Source organism: Pseudomonas sp. D2002, assembly GCF_013385735.1.
Classification (GTDB): domain Bacteria; phylum Pseudomonadota; class Gammaproteobacteria; order Pseudomonadales; family Pseudomonadaceae; genus Aquipseudomonas.
Genome location: NZ_JACAPL010000015.1, coordinates 1 through 17243 on the forward strand (window position 1 = coordinate 1; position 17243 = coordinate 17243).

Consider the following 17243-nt stretch of genomic DNA (forward strand, 5'->3'; position numbering starts at 1 on the left):
CCAAGCGGTATTTGCAACGGGCGGCGGGATAAATCCGCCTGAAAGACGGGACTGGCCCGTAAATCAGCAAAATGAGGGGAGAAACCTGCCCCCGAGACGCAAAACAAGGTTGGCAGGTTGAAAAAACGACTTGGAAACGGGGGCGGTGCGAACGGGGTTAATTGTTCAGCGTCTCCCTAGGTATGCCTGCATGAAGCGTTTCCAGACAGGCTTCCCAAGGATTACACAATATCTGTGTGACGAAATGCGCGATAACTTCAGCGCTTAGGTGGTGGCGGTGGAGGCGGAGCCGCAGGCCTCTGGCTGGTAGTCTGCTTGCTTATCCCATCATTCACATGAACCTTACTGCCAGTTTGGTTTGTCATCTTAATCACCGTTTGGTTGGTGGAGGAGGGGCTTTAGGAGGATTAACTGGTCTTTGCGCAAATGGCTTTGGGGCGTTTTCCTGTCCACTGCTCGGTTTGCGTGGTTGGGGCGATATACCTCTTTCCTCGTACATTTCGACCTCTATTTTTTCGGCGCTTTAGGGGGCGCAGGCGGTGGTGCTGAGGGACGAATGTTAGCTGGTGCAGGAGGATTAACATTCATCCCCTCATTACCAGTTCGCTGTTCAAGCACGTGATGCTTAGGTTTATTTTCGTTATTCACTTCTGATCTCCTACTCTAGAAACTCGACTAGGTACACATCGCTGTTTGCAATCAAATAACTCTCGATGCCGGGCGTGTCGACCCACTCATTCTCTTCGTTCATCCAGCTCGGCTGTGTAATGAGGAAGTGCCCATCTTTAGGCTCGGTTGGCCATACTGCCGGGTACCCGAATAATCGCCGTCCATCAAGCAGGGTAAGCACCACGCTTTTGCCTTCGCGTTTGCGGAAGGCATAAATCCACTCGGGATACGACGAGCGAGACGTCAAGGTCAACCACCTACCAAATCTGTACAGGTAATCGTGGTTCGAAGCGAAGGCTAGCAATAGGCCTAGAGATGTCGCCAAGCCTATTCCCCAAACGCCTTCTACTTGAACCGTCCACTGCCCCAGCTGAAAATGATGCTCGCCGATGTAACACAGCACGGGCTTGATGCCTGACACCAGCATCGTTATCAGCCCAGTGCTGATCAGTGCTTGAACTGTGCGCTCAAACTGCCCGGGCTTTTTAACATCGGCCAACCAATAGAAGATCATGGTGGTCAGAAAGCCAGGAACAAGCGTCTGTACCAATGGGATGATTTTCGTTGCGAGATCTTCCATAGCCTGTCTCTTACCTCATTAGTCGGAGGTCTGAATCATCCGTTGGCTCAAAGCCGGTGCTTACACCGCTATCGTTCTTAACCATGGCCGAGAGAGCGGGCATATCATCTCTTATCAAGAGAAAAACTCATCCCCAGGTATCTTTGATTGAAAGAGACGCATCAGAGCATAAAATTTGGGACGCCTTCGACATTTGAGATATCGCATTTGCTTGGGCCCCTTCGGCGGAGGGGGTAGGAGCCACATCTTCATTGAGCCACCGCCTGACTCTGGTGTGCGTAGCACGATGTGGCCGTTATTATCGCGAATGTAGCCATTCGCTATAAATCCTAGATGTAAGCCAGGATAGGAGTAGACCGAACCTTCGTGAAAGTAGGCGAGTGGACGGCCACAGTATGCATATAAGTGCTCGTCGTCATCTGTATAAGCGATCGGCTTGTGTTGCATATCATAGAAATCTAGGCTCATGAGGCTCTTCATTGCGGCGATGGGAGAACAGGGCACTTGTGTGCCCCGAGCTCTGTTAAGCAGTCAAATTACTTGGCTGCTTTAGGGCGAATGACGATACGAAACGGCTGACCGTTTGCACGTCGAATCACCTTCCCGGTTTTGGTGGTGATGGTCATGCGATAGATGACCTCACCCTCCTCGTCGGGTTTTTCGAACATCTCAATCTGGGACATAAAATGTCTCCTGCTGAGGTAGGCTCAAACACAGAACTCGCTCCCTTGCGAAAGGAGCCCACAGGGGCTACCATCGCAAAGCTTTCTTCAACGAAGCGCGAGAGACATCTGGAGTCTGTTCAGACGTCTTTTCCCAAAGGCCGGTCAAGGTGCGAACTTGATCGGCTTTTTTGTTTCTGGCTTTCCACCATCTAGTCCAATGCAGGCGCAGAAGCCTCCTTGTAGCGCTAGTGATGAATATGTATCTGAGCCATTTGCAAAGCCTATCATCATCATTTTGATGACGTCAACTGCTCATGTGTTATGCTGGGTGAAACGTGACGGGCTTGACCGACTTTTAGATTCGATGGAGATGACATGATTGATTTGAGCGAGTACAGCCAGGCGCAACGGGAGCGCCTGGTGTACATCGATTTCCGCCTCTACTTCACAGGCGCCGTCTCACGTGCGGATCTCATGGATAGGTTTGGCGTAGGCGCCGCTGCTGCCACCCGTGATTTCGCTCAGTACAAGGATGTTGCTCCACAGAATACGGAGCTCGACACGGTCACGAAGCAGTACGTGATACGCGAAAAATTCTCTCCTTTGATCGCGCACGCATCTGAGCGAGTTCTCACTGCGCTTTCGCAGGGATTTGGTTATGGTCTGGATTCGTATGAAAAGCCGCTCATCCCGCACGAGTCGGTGTCGCTGCTCAGCAAATCGAAGGTAGAAGTTTTAGCGCCCATCACCCGGGCAATACACCTTAAGCGTGTCGTAAAAATTAGCTACACCTCCGGTTCAGGTCAGTCAGAGCGAACCATCGTACCGTTCGCTATTGGTTGTGACGGTCTTCGCTGGCACGTTCGGGCGTTCGATCGGAAACGTAAAAAGTTTGCAGACTTCGTTCTAACTCGAGTGGGGTATGCCGAGATTCAGATGGGGGAGAAAGCGGGAGACGATGAAACGCCTAAGCATGATGATCAGTGGAATCGGATGCTCGAGTTACCTATTGTCCCGCATCCCGATAAAGACTCTACAGAGATCGTGAAGCGTGATTACGACATGCTTGATGGCGTGCTCAAACTACGCGTTCGCGCCGCCATGGCTGGATATGTCCTGCAGCAATATCACGTCGATTGCTCCCCTGATCACAGCATCACGGATAAGGCCTACCGGTTATGGCTAAAGGATCCTCTCGCACTTTACGGAGTAGAGAGCTCCATGTTCGCTCCTGGCTACCAAAGTCCTAATTAATTGCCAGCCAAGGGCGCAGCACCGGAGAAAAGCTGTTCGCAATAGGCTCTATCTGTTCCTCACCCGTTGTTGGCCAGTCGATTCAAGAGTGCCCGACTGGTCACTAAGGCTATATGAAGACGCATGGTTGAATGGTCTTCATCCGAAAGGCCTTTATGCGAACCATCTGAGTGCAACATCTTCATCAACCCGTTGAACATACCTTTCCCATCCTGGCTCCATTCTGAACGGCTTTCCGATAAAAAACCGCGATTGGCCAACGCTTGAAAACCGTTGTTCAAGCCCGGGTGAGGAGGGAGGTCAGCGGGCGCAATCTGCGTTGCTATCTCCAGAACGAGGCTCTCGATGAATGTCCTGATCTGCGAGTTTGCTGCCGCCCAGTCGCCTCTCGTATGCGCGTCAATAGCCTGATCAAGATGACCGCAAGATCTGACGAAACCAAATCGTTTCAGGTGCTGGTGAACTTGATCATCGCCGGCAGGCAAATCCACATTTTCTGGCAAGCTTCGCCTTAGCCAAGGAGGTGTGCCCTGTCCGCAGTCGCCAGCATCCCAGGAAACAGTGAACCCATCCCGCGCTAGGCAGCGCTCGAATTGTTCCTGATGCTCATGTACGGAAGGCAAGCTCATGAGCCGAACGGCTTCACGAATCAGGGCTTCGCCATGCGTCATCTAACCTTCTCGTGCCCAGAAAACGAGCCCTGCTCGCTCCAAAAGTGTCTTATTGAATATCAGTCTTTTCTTGGGAGCCGACCACTCACCTCCGGAGGGTATTCATGTGCTTTTTTGACGTCTTGTTAGGCAATGCATCGAGACATCATAGTCGGTTTTTTGTTGCGAAAAAGCCCGTGGAACTTCTGCGACGCCAAGGGCAGAACTGTATCTAACCCAAATCTTTTGTTAGTGATGCGAGGCTTGACGGTGACTCGATTTTTTCCGCAATATGCATTTGCGCCATTGACGGTGGCGTTCAGCCCTAGCTCGGAAAAGCCTCTGCACCGTCGTCACATCTTCCTTCCCCGGCCACCTTAAATGGTCAACTTATACTAGAGCTCAGCGTTGACTGTGGGAGGCTGTCCAGCCCAGCACTCCAACCAATGTTAATAAGGCTTTGCCATCATGGGTGTGTTTGTCGCTTGTAGGCGTAGGTTGGTGGCGCAATCGGAGGGCTTGATGCCTCAGCGTTAGCATCGGTATACTGTATGGGCAGTGTGGCTTCAGAGGATTGAGAACTACTGTTCACAGTACCGAAGCTCCAGAGGGATTATTCCTAACACTGGATGGCTACTCGTACCTTCTGATGACGTAGTTTCGCAGTGTAGAGTGGGCACCTATACTGGCAAGCCGAGCCCAGAAAATGCATCGACCGCGACCCTTGGATTTCTAAGGTTAGCGACGAAAATGGCCCGCTATTTTTGCGGGCCTTTTTGTTTTCAAGGATTGATAATGCACACAGAACAAGACCTGAACGTAGCTGTTGCTCTCCTCAAGGAAAAGCTGGAAATCCATCGCGGCGATTACATCACCGGTTCTAAGGTGGGCGAGATTCTCATAAACCAGTGTAATTTCAGGCTTAAGAATCTCGAGTTTCCTAGGCTCACGCTTTCAAAGCTCATATCGCTGTACCTCTCTGACGTGCTCACTGCCGATGGTGTGCAAGGGGGCGATACCCTCTACTTCGTTGGACAGAAAGGTGAACCTTTGAAGGTTCAGCCTGAGTATCCATTCTGGACTGCCTTTGCTAAGGCAGATGAGCGACGTCAATTCGCGATTCGTGATTCAGACAAGCAGCCCACTTTAGTGGAGCCTAATGCCGACCTAGCAGGCCTGAGGGTAATACCCAAAGTTCTGCTAGACGACATCGAGAGGATGAAGGAAACCTTCGTGGCCACTCAATCGAAGCCAGGTCAGCCAGAGTACCCAAGCACCACCACACCGTACCTACAATGGGTAGCAGAGCTGAGGGAATCTTTCGGCCAGGGGATGAATGCCTGGAGCATCTATCGTATCGAACGAATAAAGGAGCTGTTTGAGTTGCGTTTGGCTGGGATGGACATCAATCCAGGTGACCGGGCCCGATTGCTGCATTTCCTTTCAGAATCCCAGCGCAAAAAGCCCAAAAAGCCTCAGTCTGGAACTAGCGATAGCACGCGCGCGGCTGCTGTAATGCAAGACGTCTCAGAGAGAACCCTTCATGCAGACCAAGTTTTCCGCGATGCTATCGGAATTGTTATCAGCCGACTCAGCGTTGTTGAGCTACGAGAGCTCAAACTGCCTGCAGGACTTATGATGGACGCCATTTTAGAGCGTACCCGATAGTCGTTGACCGTCGTCCTCAGGACGGAATAATAACGCTGCGCAGGAGGCTCGGCAGTCGTGGTAGTGCATCTCAAGCAAGGCCCTTGCGTCAAAATCTTCATAGTTATGTACTGGAACGAAGCTCAGGAGCTCAGGCGAGATATCCATGAGTCATGCCGACTGGACTGGGAGCGCTACGTCCAGTTTAAGATCACCAGTGTCGGAGAAGACAAGGAAGAACTGACCACAGAATTCATTCAAACCTTGAAGCGCGATGGAGATGAAAACTGTAAAGTTTTTGTGCAGGGTGCGAGTGCGAATAAAAAGCGAATAAACGCAGCTGGTTATGCTGTTGAAAGCGCTGCATCAACGAAAACGATGAAGGCCAAAATTAAAACGGCTTTAAGAGATTGCGATCTGGAGTGGCAAGCTCACGCAAATGCAGAGTGGCGTAAATCTGCCATCACTCACGCCACTGTACAGCAGTGGTACCAGCAGTTTTCGTCTCGCGGGTATGGAGCAGTTGCCAAAAATCTCCTCAAGGGGCTTCGCGTAATCACACAAGGTGAGATCCGAGAGGCATTCAGGGGGCGAGGGTTAGAAGGTGACAATATCGGTCAGCGCTGTCTCCATGCCTACGTCGCTGATGATGAACTCGGGGCGAGTTCCAATTCGGTCAGTGATGTGCTGAGCAAACTTTGGACTGAAAGAGAAATCTGTTCTCTAGATCTAAGAAATCCGGATTTCTTTAAGTCATTAGATGCTGACATTCTCTACGTCTATGAAGACGGACTGTGGAGCGGTGTCGAATTGGTGAAGCGCCTAGATCTGCTCTCCAAAATGCCAACCTTCATGGAGTCCAACGTCAGGATTGAGTTTCGATACTGCGCAGCGGCAGATGCAGGATTGGCAGCGGGCAGACTGGCGGTTTCCAATTACCCTGCCGGAAAATTTGCTGTTCTTTCGGCGGAGCACCATTTTACATTTCTTCGCGATGGCGTTGATCATAGGTTCGCTGACCTACCGGATCGCAGCGACGTATCCGTGCGCAAAGCTATCGACGCGAGCATCGAACCCTACATTTTTTCTCGCACCAAATTGTGGGGAGGGGCGAGTGCGGCAGCGGTTCAACTGTGCGGTGACATCGGCGCTCAGCTGATCAAACCATTCTTAGAAAAGCAGGCCAAAAGAAAAGCAGAAAAAGCGGCTGTCGCCCAGGGAAATAATCTTGACTGCGAGCTACATGTGCCAGATATTGAGCCTGCGAAGATCTTGAAGTGGAAGTTGGGAGCGGAGGGGTATGCTTCAACAGTTGTATTTCAATCTAGCGTTCCAAAGCCAGTGTTGCCCGTGATGTGGCTAGCGGGGCCGGTAATGCTTGATGGTGAAGAGATAGAATGGGCACCATTATTTTGGGATTCGCGCAGGATCGGTGCTGCAGCTCCTAGGATCTAGCTGGCGTAGCTGCAGTATTTTTTGATACAGGCGTGTCAAATGTTTGATCAGTCATGTACTCGCGCTGCGGTTATAAACGTGCATGAGCCACCTTTGATGTAGGTAGGAAAAGGCTGTGAGATGTTTGGGTGATAATCTGAATCCAAATACTCAGTGCTGGTAATCAGATGTTGACGTAGCAGCAGCGTGATTCATGCCAGCGATAGTAGATGTCTCGCGTTGCAATGTAAGCGAAGCGCGCAGGGCATGAGGATGGAAGGCCGCAGGGTCATTACCTGTCGAAGACAGGGCTTGGTTAACGGTAGTCGTCCCTGCAAGTCCGTGCCACGACAACCGCAGCGTCGATGACTAGCGAAGAGGTGCGCTGGTTAAATGATCGGGGCACGGCTCCCTGTGCACAAAGATTATACGTCTTGCGCAATGCTGTTTCGTCGGCAGAGGAAACTCGCACGTGGGTAAAAAATCCTCGACAGAAACCGACCTCTTTCGCCGTTGCCGAGCTCAAACCAAATCCTTGGCTGTCGGTGTGCATCAGGAATCTCCAGCCGGTCGAGGGGATACTCCTCCATGCTGTGCAGACGTTGCTTTCCATCAATTAAAATTTTACTAATTTCTTCCAATTCCGCCAGCGCTCAGCGGCTGCCACCAATCATTAGTGAGATAGCTAACCGGCCTTTGAGAGTACCGTGGCCCGTTCTTCGATCTGCACGCGCTCAGGACACGGCTTGCTTGATAAACCCTGCCTGGTACGTCTGTGCTATCGGTCATTCGCGGCTCCTCAGAGATTAGCTAAATAAAGCACCAAGTGGCTTAGTCTTGATGTTCGGAGAGCGTATATCCACAGCCGTAAGGAACTTGGTTCGCGATCTCACACAAGCACCATTCCATCAAATTTCGCGGATCGATGCTTTGTATTTCGCTCAATCAGTTGGGCTGAGGCATCGATAAACTGACCGTGTGAAGGTACCCCTAAGTCTCGCATAGGGTGCTTCGCAGTCGATCTTGGAGTGACCGGCTCTGTACAAATCGAAGAATAACTCCGCGCAGGACATTACTGAATCCAGAGCCTGACTTAGATCAATATGCAGCCAACTATCGCGTGCGGGATCAACGTTCAGCATTCTAGCCTCCCTGGAAAACGCATTTTCAGTGATTCTGGAGGCGCTATGCTCAAATCACCCTCGTCTGATCTGAGGTTTCCGATCTGCCTGCTAAAAGCCCGATGACGCCGACAAAGCCGTGGGCCGGGTGGGGCGCAGAGATGATGTCGCGGGCTGAAGTTTGATGATAGCCTCGGAACCTTCTATATCTGTCGGTGTCATGCAGCTTCGTTGCGGTTCGTCAGCACTGCTTTCGCAGACCATTGGCAACGGATGCTAAGGATTCTTTGGCAGCAAACTCATACGAAAGGAAGCAGATTATGCCGAGAAAAACGTTCTTTTCTTTCCACTATCAAGAAGATGTATGGCGTGCGTGGAATGTCCGAAACAGCTGGGTTGTGGCAAAAGATAAAGAATCAGAAGGATTCTATGATGCTAGCGTTTTCGAAGCATCACAGAAGGAAGGCGACACTGCCCTTAAAAATTTTCTCCGCGATGGGCTCAAAAATACATCGGTGACGTGCGTTTTGGCGGGTCAGTACACCGCCAGCAGGCGCTGGGTTCGATACGAAATTGTACGCAGCGTTTTGAAGGGAAATGGTCTACTGACCGTTGACATTCATGGCGTAAGAAACAATGCGCAGGTTTTGGGGAAAAAAGGAATCGATCCACTCTCCGAAGTAGGTGTTTACTGTTCGAACGGACAAATTTATTTCGCTGAAGTTAAAGGCGGTAAATGGGTCAAATACGAGGATTATACTTCGGCGATCCCTGCATCCGACCTGTGGTTTGCGGCACCCACTACCTCTAACGTAACCAAAATCTCAGAACACTACCTGCGATACGATTACGCAGCTCAGAACGGTAGAGAGAACATCTCTGGCTGGATTGAAACAGCTGCCGGACTAGCTGGCCGCTAGTCAGCGCGAGCTCCTACCTGGAGCGTTTTCCTTTGCCGAGGGGCACTCGGCAAAAGGATTGATACGCGACGCAGTATCCTGACTAAGCCGATCTACTAAGAGCAGGCGTTGATGTCTCAAGATAAATATGGGTGCTTAGAATGGCAGTCAAACAACGCCTAGCGGGCGTGCGAATCCACCTATCCGGTTCGAATAAAGAGCAAAACGAAGATATTTCCCGCTTCGTGAGCAGGTTGGCGGCAAAAGTTTTCAGCGAAGGGGGATCGATAGTACATGGCAGTCACCCAACGTTTACCGCCCCTTTAAAACAGGCAGCCGAAGGATTTACTGCAGCCGGTGGAGACAAAGGCGCGCTCACTCTGGTACGAGCAAAAAGCTTCGCTACCGATGAGTACGCTGCCGAAATCGATGATCAGCGACGTTATGCGGCCGTTGAAATCGTTCCAGTAGATTCTGAAGATGGAAAGCCGGAAAAAGGTTTGACACCCATGCGCGATTGGATGGCCGATCGTTCAGATGCGATTGTCTGCGTTGGGGGCGCATGGTGGGATGTCAACAAAGCAAATGCAGGTGTACCCAGCGAACTGGATACCATGCTGGAGCTTGGAAAGCCCGGATTCATCGCGGCCGGTTTTGGTGGCGCTATCGCTGGCTATCTCAAGGAAGATCCGTCGCTAATCAGCCGCCTTCGAAACGGATTGAGCCACGAAGCGAACGAGGTCATAGCTCATGGCACTGTTGTTGATTCAGTTGTCGACCTTATCGTAGATCAACTCAAAAATTTGCCCCTCGCACGAAGGAGTGTAATGCGAGGCCGAAATTTCCGCATTTTGGCTTTAGACGGTGGTGGACTAAGGGGCACATTTACTGCAGCAGTGCTGGCTAAGTGGGACGACATGCTAAAAGCCGGCGGCGGTAATGGCATCATCTCCCATTTCGACTTGGTTGCAGGAACATCGACGGGCGCTATCCTTGCCATTGGGTTAGCCCTTGGCCTGAATCCAAGCGAAATTCTGGCCTTTTACGAAGAAAAGGGCCCGAAGATTTTTCCTAAGGATCGGAAGCTTAGGCATTGGCTCAAATCCAAACATGAATCGGCCACCCTGCGACAGCTCCTTACAGAGGTGTACGGCGAAAAGACACTGGCTGCCGATTCACGCTGTCGTCTGGTAATCCCCACTGTAAGAGCGAAACAGGGTCAAGCAGAGGCAATAGTCACTCCTCACAGTCCAGACCGTACTGCGTATCGCGATATCTCTGCCGTAGATGCGGCCTTGGCTTCGTCAGCAGCACCAACATTTTTCGACGAGTCGACGTGGGAGGGGCCGATCGCTCTCGAAACGTTTCTCGATGGGGGCGTTTGGGCAAACAATCCCATTTTGCCTGCGCTTGCGGAAGCTGTTCGGTACCTGAAAATCCCGCTGGATCGGATCGATGTATTGAGCATTGGAACACTCAGCAGCGAAAGCGACTTTACAGACCAACTGGGCAAGGGCAAAGCCGGATGGGCTCCTCATAGCGTTGATCTGTTTTTTGCTGCACAGGAACACGGTGCACTCGCGTTGGCTGAAAGTTTCTTGGGGCCTACACGCCATTTGCGTGTCAACCAACAAACTCCTGTCGAAATCAAGCTTGATGACCTAGAGGCAATCCAGGAAATGGCTGCGCGGGGGAATGAGGCGGGCAAGGAGCACTTTGCTGAAGTGCGCTCAAGGTTTTTTGATGGACATCATGCAGAGAAGTGGGAGCGTTTTTAACCGGCGCTTTGCGAGTCATTCGTTCAAATTTACCCAAACTACTTTGAATCGATAATGAGGGTTATATGTTCCTGGATTTGAAAGTTGAGAATGTCGTGCCGTACGCTTCAATCTGGAGTGATTCTGACGTCGCGTCCTACAAAGCGAAAAAAGACAGGATTGCTATCAGGCTTGAAGAATACCTGCTTGATGGCAGCAACCTGCTGGATGCCGCCAAAATACAGCAAAGCGTATTCCCAGAAACTGATATTGACGTATTCATCTCTCACTCACATAGCGATGAAGATCAAGCCATCCGTATTGCACTGAGCCTGGAAGCGATTGGCTTAAAGCCCTTCGTCGATTCTTGTGTATGGGGCTACGCTGACGAGCTTCTTCAGAAAATTGATGACAAATTCTGCGTCCCTTCAGGTTGGGAGCATTACAGCTACGGACTGAGGAACAGAACTACAACTAACGTCCACCTGATCCTAAACGCAGCGCTCCAACAAATGATCCATCAATCTGAGCTTTTCATTTTCTTAGGCACGGAAAATTCGATCAAGATTGATGAATACATGTCGGATGCGGAGCGACTTTCCTCTCCCTGGATTTTCTCCGAACTGATGTTTGCGCAAAACGTAAAACGGACGGAGCGCAAGCAGCTCGGGACGGGTTTGGAGGGATATCGGAAATTCGAAGAAGCCGCGGTTGAAGGTAAGCACGTCGAGTTCAGATACTCACTCCCGCAGTCCACTTACACGATGGATTATGAACATTTTATCAAGTGGCTTAACTCCGACTCCCGTTCGGATGGCCTCGACTTCATTAGGCGGATCAGCGGACTCCAACATGTTGATAAGCTTTATGCGGAACTGGGGGTCGATGAGAGGTTACTACAGGCACCGCGATTCGGTTGAGAAACCCCACCATTGACGATAACTGCATTTGCATCCAAGGGCGTTCATGCTTCCAATCTATCAGCTCGCTGTCTTAGGCTCTCCTTCGGATGCGCAACTTCGCGATCTGGAGAAAGCTGTTGGTACTGCCATGGCAATGTTCGGGCTCCGACTCGGGCAGGAGGTGAGTTGGGAGGTAACGCCTGACACATTTGCACCCAGCCAATTGCGATCGAGCGCGGTTGTATTTTTTGGCGGGGTTGGTGTTGACCACCCAAGCTTATCGAGCTTGCTACGCAGTGGTACCCCGGTGATTCCTGTTGTCTCCGATCTACGACGGGTATCAGAGGAGATTCCTGCACTGCTACAACCGCTAAATTGCCTAGCCTACGAAAATGGTGGAGCTAAGCGTATCTCGACAGCGCTTCTTGAATGCGCTGGATTGCTTCCGAAGCAACGGCGGGTCTTCGTAAGCTACCGCCGGGAGGAGGCCAGAGTCGCAGCGCTCCAGATGTTCGATGCACTTTCGGCAAGGCATTTTGACGTGTTTTTGGATACCCATGGCATCGCGCCTGCGGAGGATTTTCAGACTATGTTATGGCATAGGCTCTGCGATTCTGACGTGCTGTTAATGCTAGATACTCCTGACTACTTCAGCAGCCGTTGGACATCTGCCGAATTTGGCCGGGCTCTCGCGAAAGGTATCAGCGTACTAAGAGTCGTCTGGCCTGAGACGAAGCCGTCCCGGGGACTGGGAACTGCGAGTCTCGCGGAATTGGCTGAAGACGAATTGGATGGCAAAACGGGGTTCATCGAGGACTCCGCGATCGCTCGCATTTGTCTGCAGCTCGAGGCGGTGAGAAGCAAAAGTCATGCGGTGCGGACTGTCAACCTAGTAAGCAACCTACGAATAGGGATTGAGACTATCGGCGGTGAAGTGATCGGAATGGGAGCAGGGAGGGGCATCCGTGTTCGCTTACCCACAGGCAGACTGATCGTGGTCTACCCGACTGTCGGAGTGCCCACTTCAACAACCATGCACGAAGCGTCAATGAACTCTCCAGACGAATCCGTGGCCATATTGTATGACCATGTGGGGCTACATCCCCGATGGTTGGATCATATGGACTGGCTCGGTTCGCACATCCACGTCACGAAGTGGGTGAAGGCATGCGAGGCAGGTTGGCAGTTTGCAGATTGGGAGGGTTGAAACGTGGATGCTATTTTTCTCTCGGCAAGCGTCCCAGTCGCGGGGCGAGGCGATTATTACAAAACTGCTGATCCTTTTCTGATTCAGTGTGCTGTGCGTGAGCTTGCAATCGCGGTCGTTAGAAAGATGAAAATCGTATGGGGTGGCCACCCTGCTATTACTCCTATGATCTGGAGCATCTGCGAAGACCTGGGCGTCGACTACACGCATTCCGTCGTTTTGTATCAAAGCCGGTTTTTCGAAGGCCGCTATCCCGAGGAGAACAAGCGATTTGACAATGTCGTTTACACCGATGCAGTGCCTGATGACCTAGATGGCAGCTTACTTCTCATGCGGCAGGAGATGTTATCTCGAGGCGACTTGGTTGGCGCAGTCTTCATAGGAGGCATGGACGGAGTGCAGGTCGAGTATGAGCTCTTCAAGCAATTCCATCCTGAGGCAATAATTCTCCCGGTTGCTGCCCCAGGAGGCGCCTCATTGAGCCTTGCAAGGGATAACGGCTACTTCGACGGATGCAGTCTGGAAGATGTTGATTTCGCATCTTTATTCGATCGTTATCTATCCAAACCGCTATTCTCTCAGGCTAATTGATAACTCATAAGGCAGCGGCCGTTGGGGTTGATTAGCCACGCTATCGATCATGATGCTAGGAAGAACAGAAAATGGCATTTTTCACAAAGTCAGAGGCTCAGGCTGCAGCAAAAAGGGCAATGGGTGGCGGGCGGACTGCCCAGGAAGTACTGAAAAGCTCACATGCCCAGCTTCAGCAGACTAAGAAATTCGACATATTTCTATCCCACTCAATAAACGACGCCGTTCTTGTACTGGGAGTAAAAACTCTCCTGGAGGAGCAAGGCCATAAGGTTTATGTCGATTGGGTAGAGGACACAGCCTTGGAGCGCAGCCAAGTTACTGAAAAAACTGCCGGTGTTCTCCGTGAGCGGATGCGTCAGTCGGATTCGCTTCTCTATCTGGCGACCGATAACGCGTCGACCTCCAAATGGATGCCTTGGGAGTTGGGATATTTTGATGGTTTCAAACCAGGGAAAGTGTCGATCCTTCCAGTTATGGACAGGGCAGACCAGACCTTTGCTGGGCAAGAGTATCTGGGGCTGTACCCTAAGGTGACAAAAGAAACGATTTCCAAAAGAAAGGTTAATCCGGCCAGGGCGCGTGATGCTCTGAGAACTGGACTACATACCCCGCCGTTTGACATAAATAAGATCTATTTTTAAAGCTCCTCAAAGGGCTTTGTGCTTGGTGCTTCCGCATTGGGTCTATCCCTCGCCGACCTCTCGAATTCAAGGCTGACAGCCTTGTGCAAAAAGCACAGTGGTATCGAAGGATAGTTTTGTTGCTATGCCCCAGAATCCTATCCATCCTACTGGCAGCCGCCAAACGATGAAGATTTCGGGAATTAAATGGCTCTCAGATTGCAAGCGGAGCGCGCAGGCCGCAAGGCCGAGGCGCGAGGATGGAAGCCCACCGGGCCGAGACGCCGCCATGGCGAGCGGCTCGGTTCACGACAGCCGTCCCGAAGGGCGCGCATAGCACCAACGGTCAACGTTTTCCAATCTTCAAGCTCAAAATATTTGTTGTCTCAAGAAGCAAGAAATGGCGCCCCAAACAGACCGGAGGATCTATGACTCGTGACGACAAAGACACTGTGTACTGCAACATCCAGATGCCCATGGCCAAGGGACGGGAGCTTTCCAGATTAGTGGCTGAGCTACGATCATCAGGCAATAATGCCGGCCTTGAATCAGTCTTCAAAGAAATACAGGACGAGCTGAATTCTTCGATAGAGTTCGTTGAGGTACAGCTGCGGGGGTGAGACTGGATTCGGCCGGCGACTATCCTAGGGTGCTGAAGGCTCTAGCACTGAGAGGTGCTGATACTCATTCATCAACCTGTGATAGCTCTGTAAGTCTTGAGGCCAACACACGCGCTTGTTTGTGAGTCAAATTAAAACGGCAGTCATCGATGTCCAAGGAGATAATGCCGTCGAGCTCCCTGTCCAAGAAGACCCCATAGCTATTCGTCTCGTCTATTGCTCCAACTTCAGGTGTGCCGGGTCGAGTGAATACAGCATACGTGATCTCTAGCGACCCATTGTCGAGCGAAGGATCCTTGAAAGTATAAAATCTGTTTGGTGGTAGTTTTAAGCTCATGCGTTTTCTCTCATAAATAAGCCGCTTAATTGTTAAACGGAAGTTCTTGAGAAAACTTGAGGGCTGGCGAAAATAAACGTTTCGCGGAAGATATTGGCATCTCAATCCGCCCTGATACAATTCAACTGGGCTCTGAAAAATATTTTGTAGGGGTTTGGTCTATAACGCCGGTTCCCGCTATTCACACCGCCCTTGAGTGCCCGCCATGACCGCACATGTAGACCTAGCAAGTCGTGAGATTGCTCGACGAAAAGCGCTCTGGACACTCGCTCACCTTATGCCAGGCGATTCACGTGCGGCCGGCATTATTGATGTACTTGATGAGATCGACCTGCAGGAGCTTCAGGATGCCTCTTTGCCAGCAGAGCACCTAGCCATCGAAGAACTTCGTCGCTCAGTACGAGTACAGGCACATCCCATCGGGGTTAGCATCGTGTGTGAGACGGCGATCCCTCAGCCTTAGCGCGAACGGTTCATGAGAGCCAGCATTGGTTCTACCCGAGTAGCAGAGGGGCCCTATGCCACCGACTGGCACAGCTTTCTTGAGCATTGGGTAAGCGAGATGCAGTATTTGGAGTCGCATCGAGCATTCCTGCGTAGCCGCAGTTGATAGCCGACCGACAAATCAGACCATTTCCGTAGTGATACCAACGCTCTTTGGTTTACTTTGGTACCAGACGCATCCATCGCTTAGGTCACCATCAACTACCGTGACTATCGATTGTCGGCTGGAACTCAGATGGCAAGCGGAGCGCGGAGGCCGCAAGGCCGAGGCGTAAGATGGGGAGCCACGGGGCCCTGATCCAAGCCGTAGTGCCCGGGCATGGTTCACAATAACCGGCCGCGAGGGTACGTTAATAGTCAGCTTTTAGCCTAGTCGTGAGTTACACCTGGCCCCACGCTGATACCACAATTGGATACCAGCACAGGGAGCGCTATGCGCAGCAGCCAGCCGCGCAATGCTGAAACGTTGTAGGGCAGTGATGCGAGGAGAGTTATTCTGACTTCTTTTCAATGCCGGGTAGGTAATCGCTAATCAAACCTCTGAATTCGTGCCCAAACTGCTTCGACAAAGTCGAAATCAAGTCATCAGCTTTTGAAACCCCTGACCTCGCCTCGATCAACGATTGCCGGATCGTATGGACAGTCACGTGCTCGAGATTCGTCAACGCCTTCACAGCCCACGCCTGAATGACTTTGTTCATCTCACTTGGGCTCATGGAGCGCTCAGGACTTGAGCGGGATGGGAACAGCCAGTCACCTTCTACCAACCCCGTCTGTTCTACGTACCGGTGGAGTATGGCTGCTGTGGCGCTTGGTAATTTGGTTTGCATGTGCCCTTCGCGAGCCTTGAACTGGCGAACGAGCAGGCTTGAGCCTATTGCGTCATGGTGGATGTCACTCGCCTTGAGTACCCCGAGTTCGAGCGCCCGGATTCCCGTCATTGCAATCCCGAGTAGAGCTTGATCACGCAGAGAGCCCTCGCGTCTAACAGCATCTGCGATCAATGTCAGATTTTCGACGCTGATCGAACCGAATGGACGTGCGCGGAGGTTTTCGAGCGAAACTTCGCTGCTTAGACGATCGCGCGGTACTGGATCGGCTTCGCCGGCAGCAATCGGCACCCCATCAGCTGTTTGCTTCTCGCCGGACTCCCCGAAGGCTTTGAGCTTATTGAGCGGAAGCATCAACATCAGACGATTGATTTCAGCGTTATCGATGTTCACAACACCTTTGGACTGGAGGAAGACCACGACTGACGTCGCAATCCCATCCCTTGCTTCAGACAACGTCGGCGTCGATGTGCCCTGGGTTGTATGATTTGCCGACAGACGAAGATCGTGGAAGTCCTTATAGCCGAGTCCCCGGGCCAAGATCTCTTGTGCTGACATAAGCTTCAGCGGCTCAGGAAACGGCCAGCAGGCGTGAAGCTCTTTAGCAATGCGTTTGAAGTGACGGTTCGTGAGCAGGTCGGACTGAAAAACAGGTATGCGCATGAGACTTTCCCAATCTTGCGTCAGGGTGTCGGCTGCCCTCTGACGATTGTCGAAAGCGTGCGTAGGGAGGTGAAGCAACCTGAGGCCACAATGGGCACTTTGCGAACCGACCGCTCGACTAGGTAAATCGATGTGAACTAAGCTAGCACACTTTGCACGTGTGTCTAAAGTCTTTCCTCACGTCCCTAACTACAGTGTAATACGTAACGGGTTGCCCTGCGCTTTAATCATTAACCATCGGTGTTGGTGAAAGGTAGTCGGGCTTATGACTTGGCTCTCTTTATCTGGAC

The 17243-nt window shown here is 51.5% G+C and carries 14 protein-coding genes; 9 read left to right on the top strand and 5 right to left on the bottom strand.

The features are described 5' to 3' along the window. Positions 1-658: 658 nt before the first annotated feature. From HX783_RS25165 to HX783_RS25170, 3 genes are all read right to left on the bottom strand, one after another. The gene (locus HX783_RS25165; RefSeq protein WP_177018658.1) at positions 659-1249 is read right to left on the bottom strand and encodes a DUF6338 family protein; all 591 of its coding nucleotides are present in this window, start codon (positions 1247-1249) and stop codon (positions 659-661) included. A gap of 114 nt (positions 1250-1363) precedes the next feature. Further along, on the bottom strand, positions 1364-1729 hold the full coding sequence (locus HX783_RS30375) for a 4-fold beta flower protein (protein ID WP_371317711.1): 366 nt from the start codon (positions 1727-1729) through the stop codon (positions 1364-1366). Between the two features lie 56 nt (positions 1730-1785). Beyond that, a complete protein-coding gene (locus tag HX783_RS25170) occupies positions 1786-1932 on the bottom strand; it encodes a hypothetical protein (protein ID WP_010220512.1) in 147 nt (48 codons plus the stop codon). Positions 1933-2289: 357 nt separating this feature from the next. On the opposite strand from HX783_RS25170, the gene HX783_RS25175 reads away from it, so the two are divergent. After that, positions 2290-3168, top strand: coding sequence for a YafY family protein (locus HX783_RS25175; RefSeq protein WP_177018659.1), 879 nt, complete (start codon positions 2290-2292; stop codon positions 3166-3168). A 59-nt stretch (positions 3169-3227) separates the two neighbouring features. On the opposite strand, the gene HX783_RS25180 is transcribed toward HX783_RS25175, so the two are convergent. Next, positions 3228-3839 (bottom strand): hypothetical protein, encoded by a 612-nt coding sequence (locus HX783_RS25180; protein WP_177018660.1) that lies wholly within the window; start codon positions 3837-3839, stop codon positions 3228-3230. 774 nt (positions 3840-4613) lie between these two features. On the opposite strand from HX783_RS25180, the gene HX783_RS25185 reads away from it, so the two are divergent. From HX783_RS25185 to HX783_RS25220, 8 genes are all read left to right on the top strand, one after another. Next, complete coding sequence (locus HX783_RS25185; protein WP_177018661.1) at positions 4614-5486, top strand: hypothetical protein; 873 nt, start codon at positions 4614-4616, stop codon at positions 5484-5486. Between the two features lie 57 nt (positions 5487-5543). After that, the gene (locus tag HX783_RS25190; protein ID WP_177018662.1) at positions 5544-6920 is read left to right on the top strand and encodes a hypothetical protein; all 1377 of its coding nucleotides are present in this window, start codon (positions 5544-5546) and stop codon (positions 6918-6920) included. 1420 nt (positions 6921-8340) lie between these two features. Then, positions 8341-8940 carry a TIR domain-containing protein gene (locus HX783_RS25195; protein WP_177018663.1) on the top strand — a complete coding sequence of 200 codons (600 nt, stop codon included), beginning with the start codon at positions 8341-8343 and terminating at the stop codon, positions 8938-8940. A 140-nt stretch (positions 8941-9080) separates the two neighbouring features. Further along, on the top strand, positions 9081-10697 hold the full coding sequence (locus tag HX783_RS25200; protein ID WP_177018664.1) for a CBASS cGAMP-activated phospholipase: 1617 nt from the start codon (positions 9081-9083) through the stop codon (positions 10695-10697). A gap of 65 nt (positions 10698-10762) precedes the next feature. Next, a complete protein-coding gene (locus HX783_RS25205) occupies positions 10763-11596 on the top strand; it encodes a toll/interleukin-1 receptor domain-containing protein (protein ID WP_177018665.1) in 834 nt (277 codons plus the stop codon). A 46-nt stretch (positions 11597-11642) separates the two neighbouring features. Beyond that, positions 11643-12785: a toll/interleukin-1 receptor domain-containing protein gene (locus tag HX783_RS25210; RefSeq protein ID WP_177018666.1), complete on the top strand. Its 1143-nt coding sequence runs from the start codon at positions 11643-11645 to the stop codon at positions 12783-12785. A gap of 3 nt (positions 12786-12788) precedes the next feature. Continuing rightward, complete coding sequence (locus HX783_RS25215) at positions 12789-13376, top strand: hypothetical protein (protein ID WP_177018667.1); 588 nt, start codon at positions 12789-12791, stop codon at positions 13374-13376. Positions 13377-13447: 71 nt separating this feature from the next. Continuing rightward, positions 13448-14020 carry a toll/interleukin-1 receptor domain-containing protein gene (locus HX783_RS25220; protein WP_177018668.1) on the top strand — a complete coding sequence of 191 codons (573 nt, stop codon included), beginning with the start codon at positions 13448-13450 and terminating at the stop codon, positions 14018-14020. Between the two features lie 1931 nt (positions 14021-15951). Here the strand turns inward: HX783_RS25220 and HX783_RS25225 are convergent. Continuing rightward, complete coding sequence (locus HX783_RS25225) at positions 15952-16953, bottom strand: tyrosine-type recombinase/integrase (RefSeq protein ID WP_177018669.1); 1002 nt, start codon at positions 16951-16953, stop codon at positions 15952-15954. Between the last annotated feature and the right edge of the window lie 290 nt (positions 16954-17243).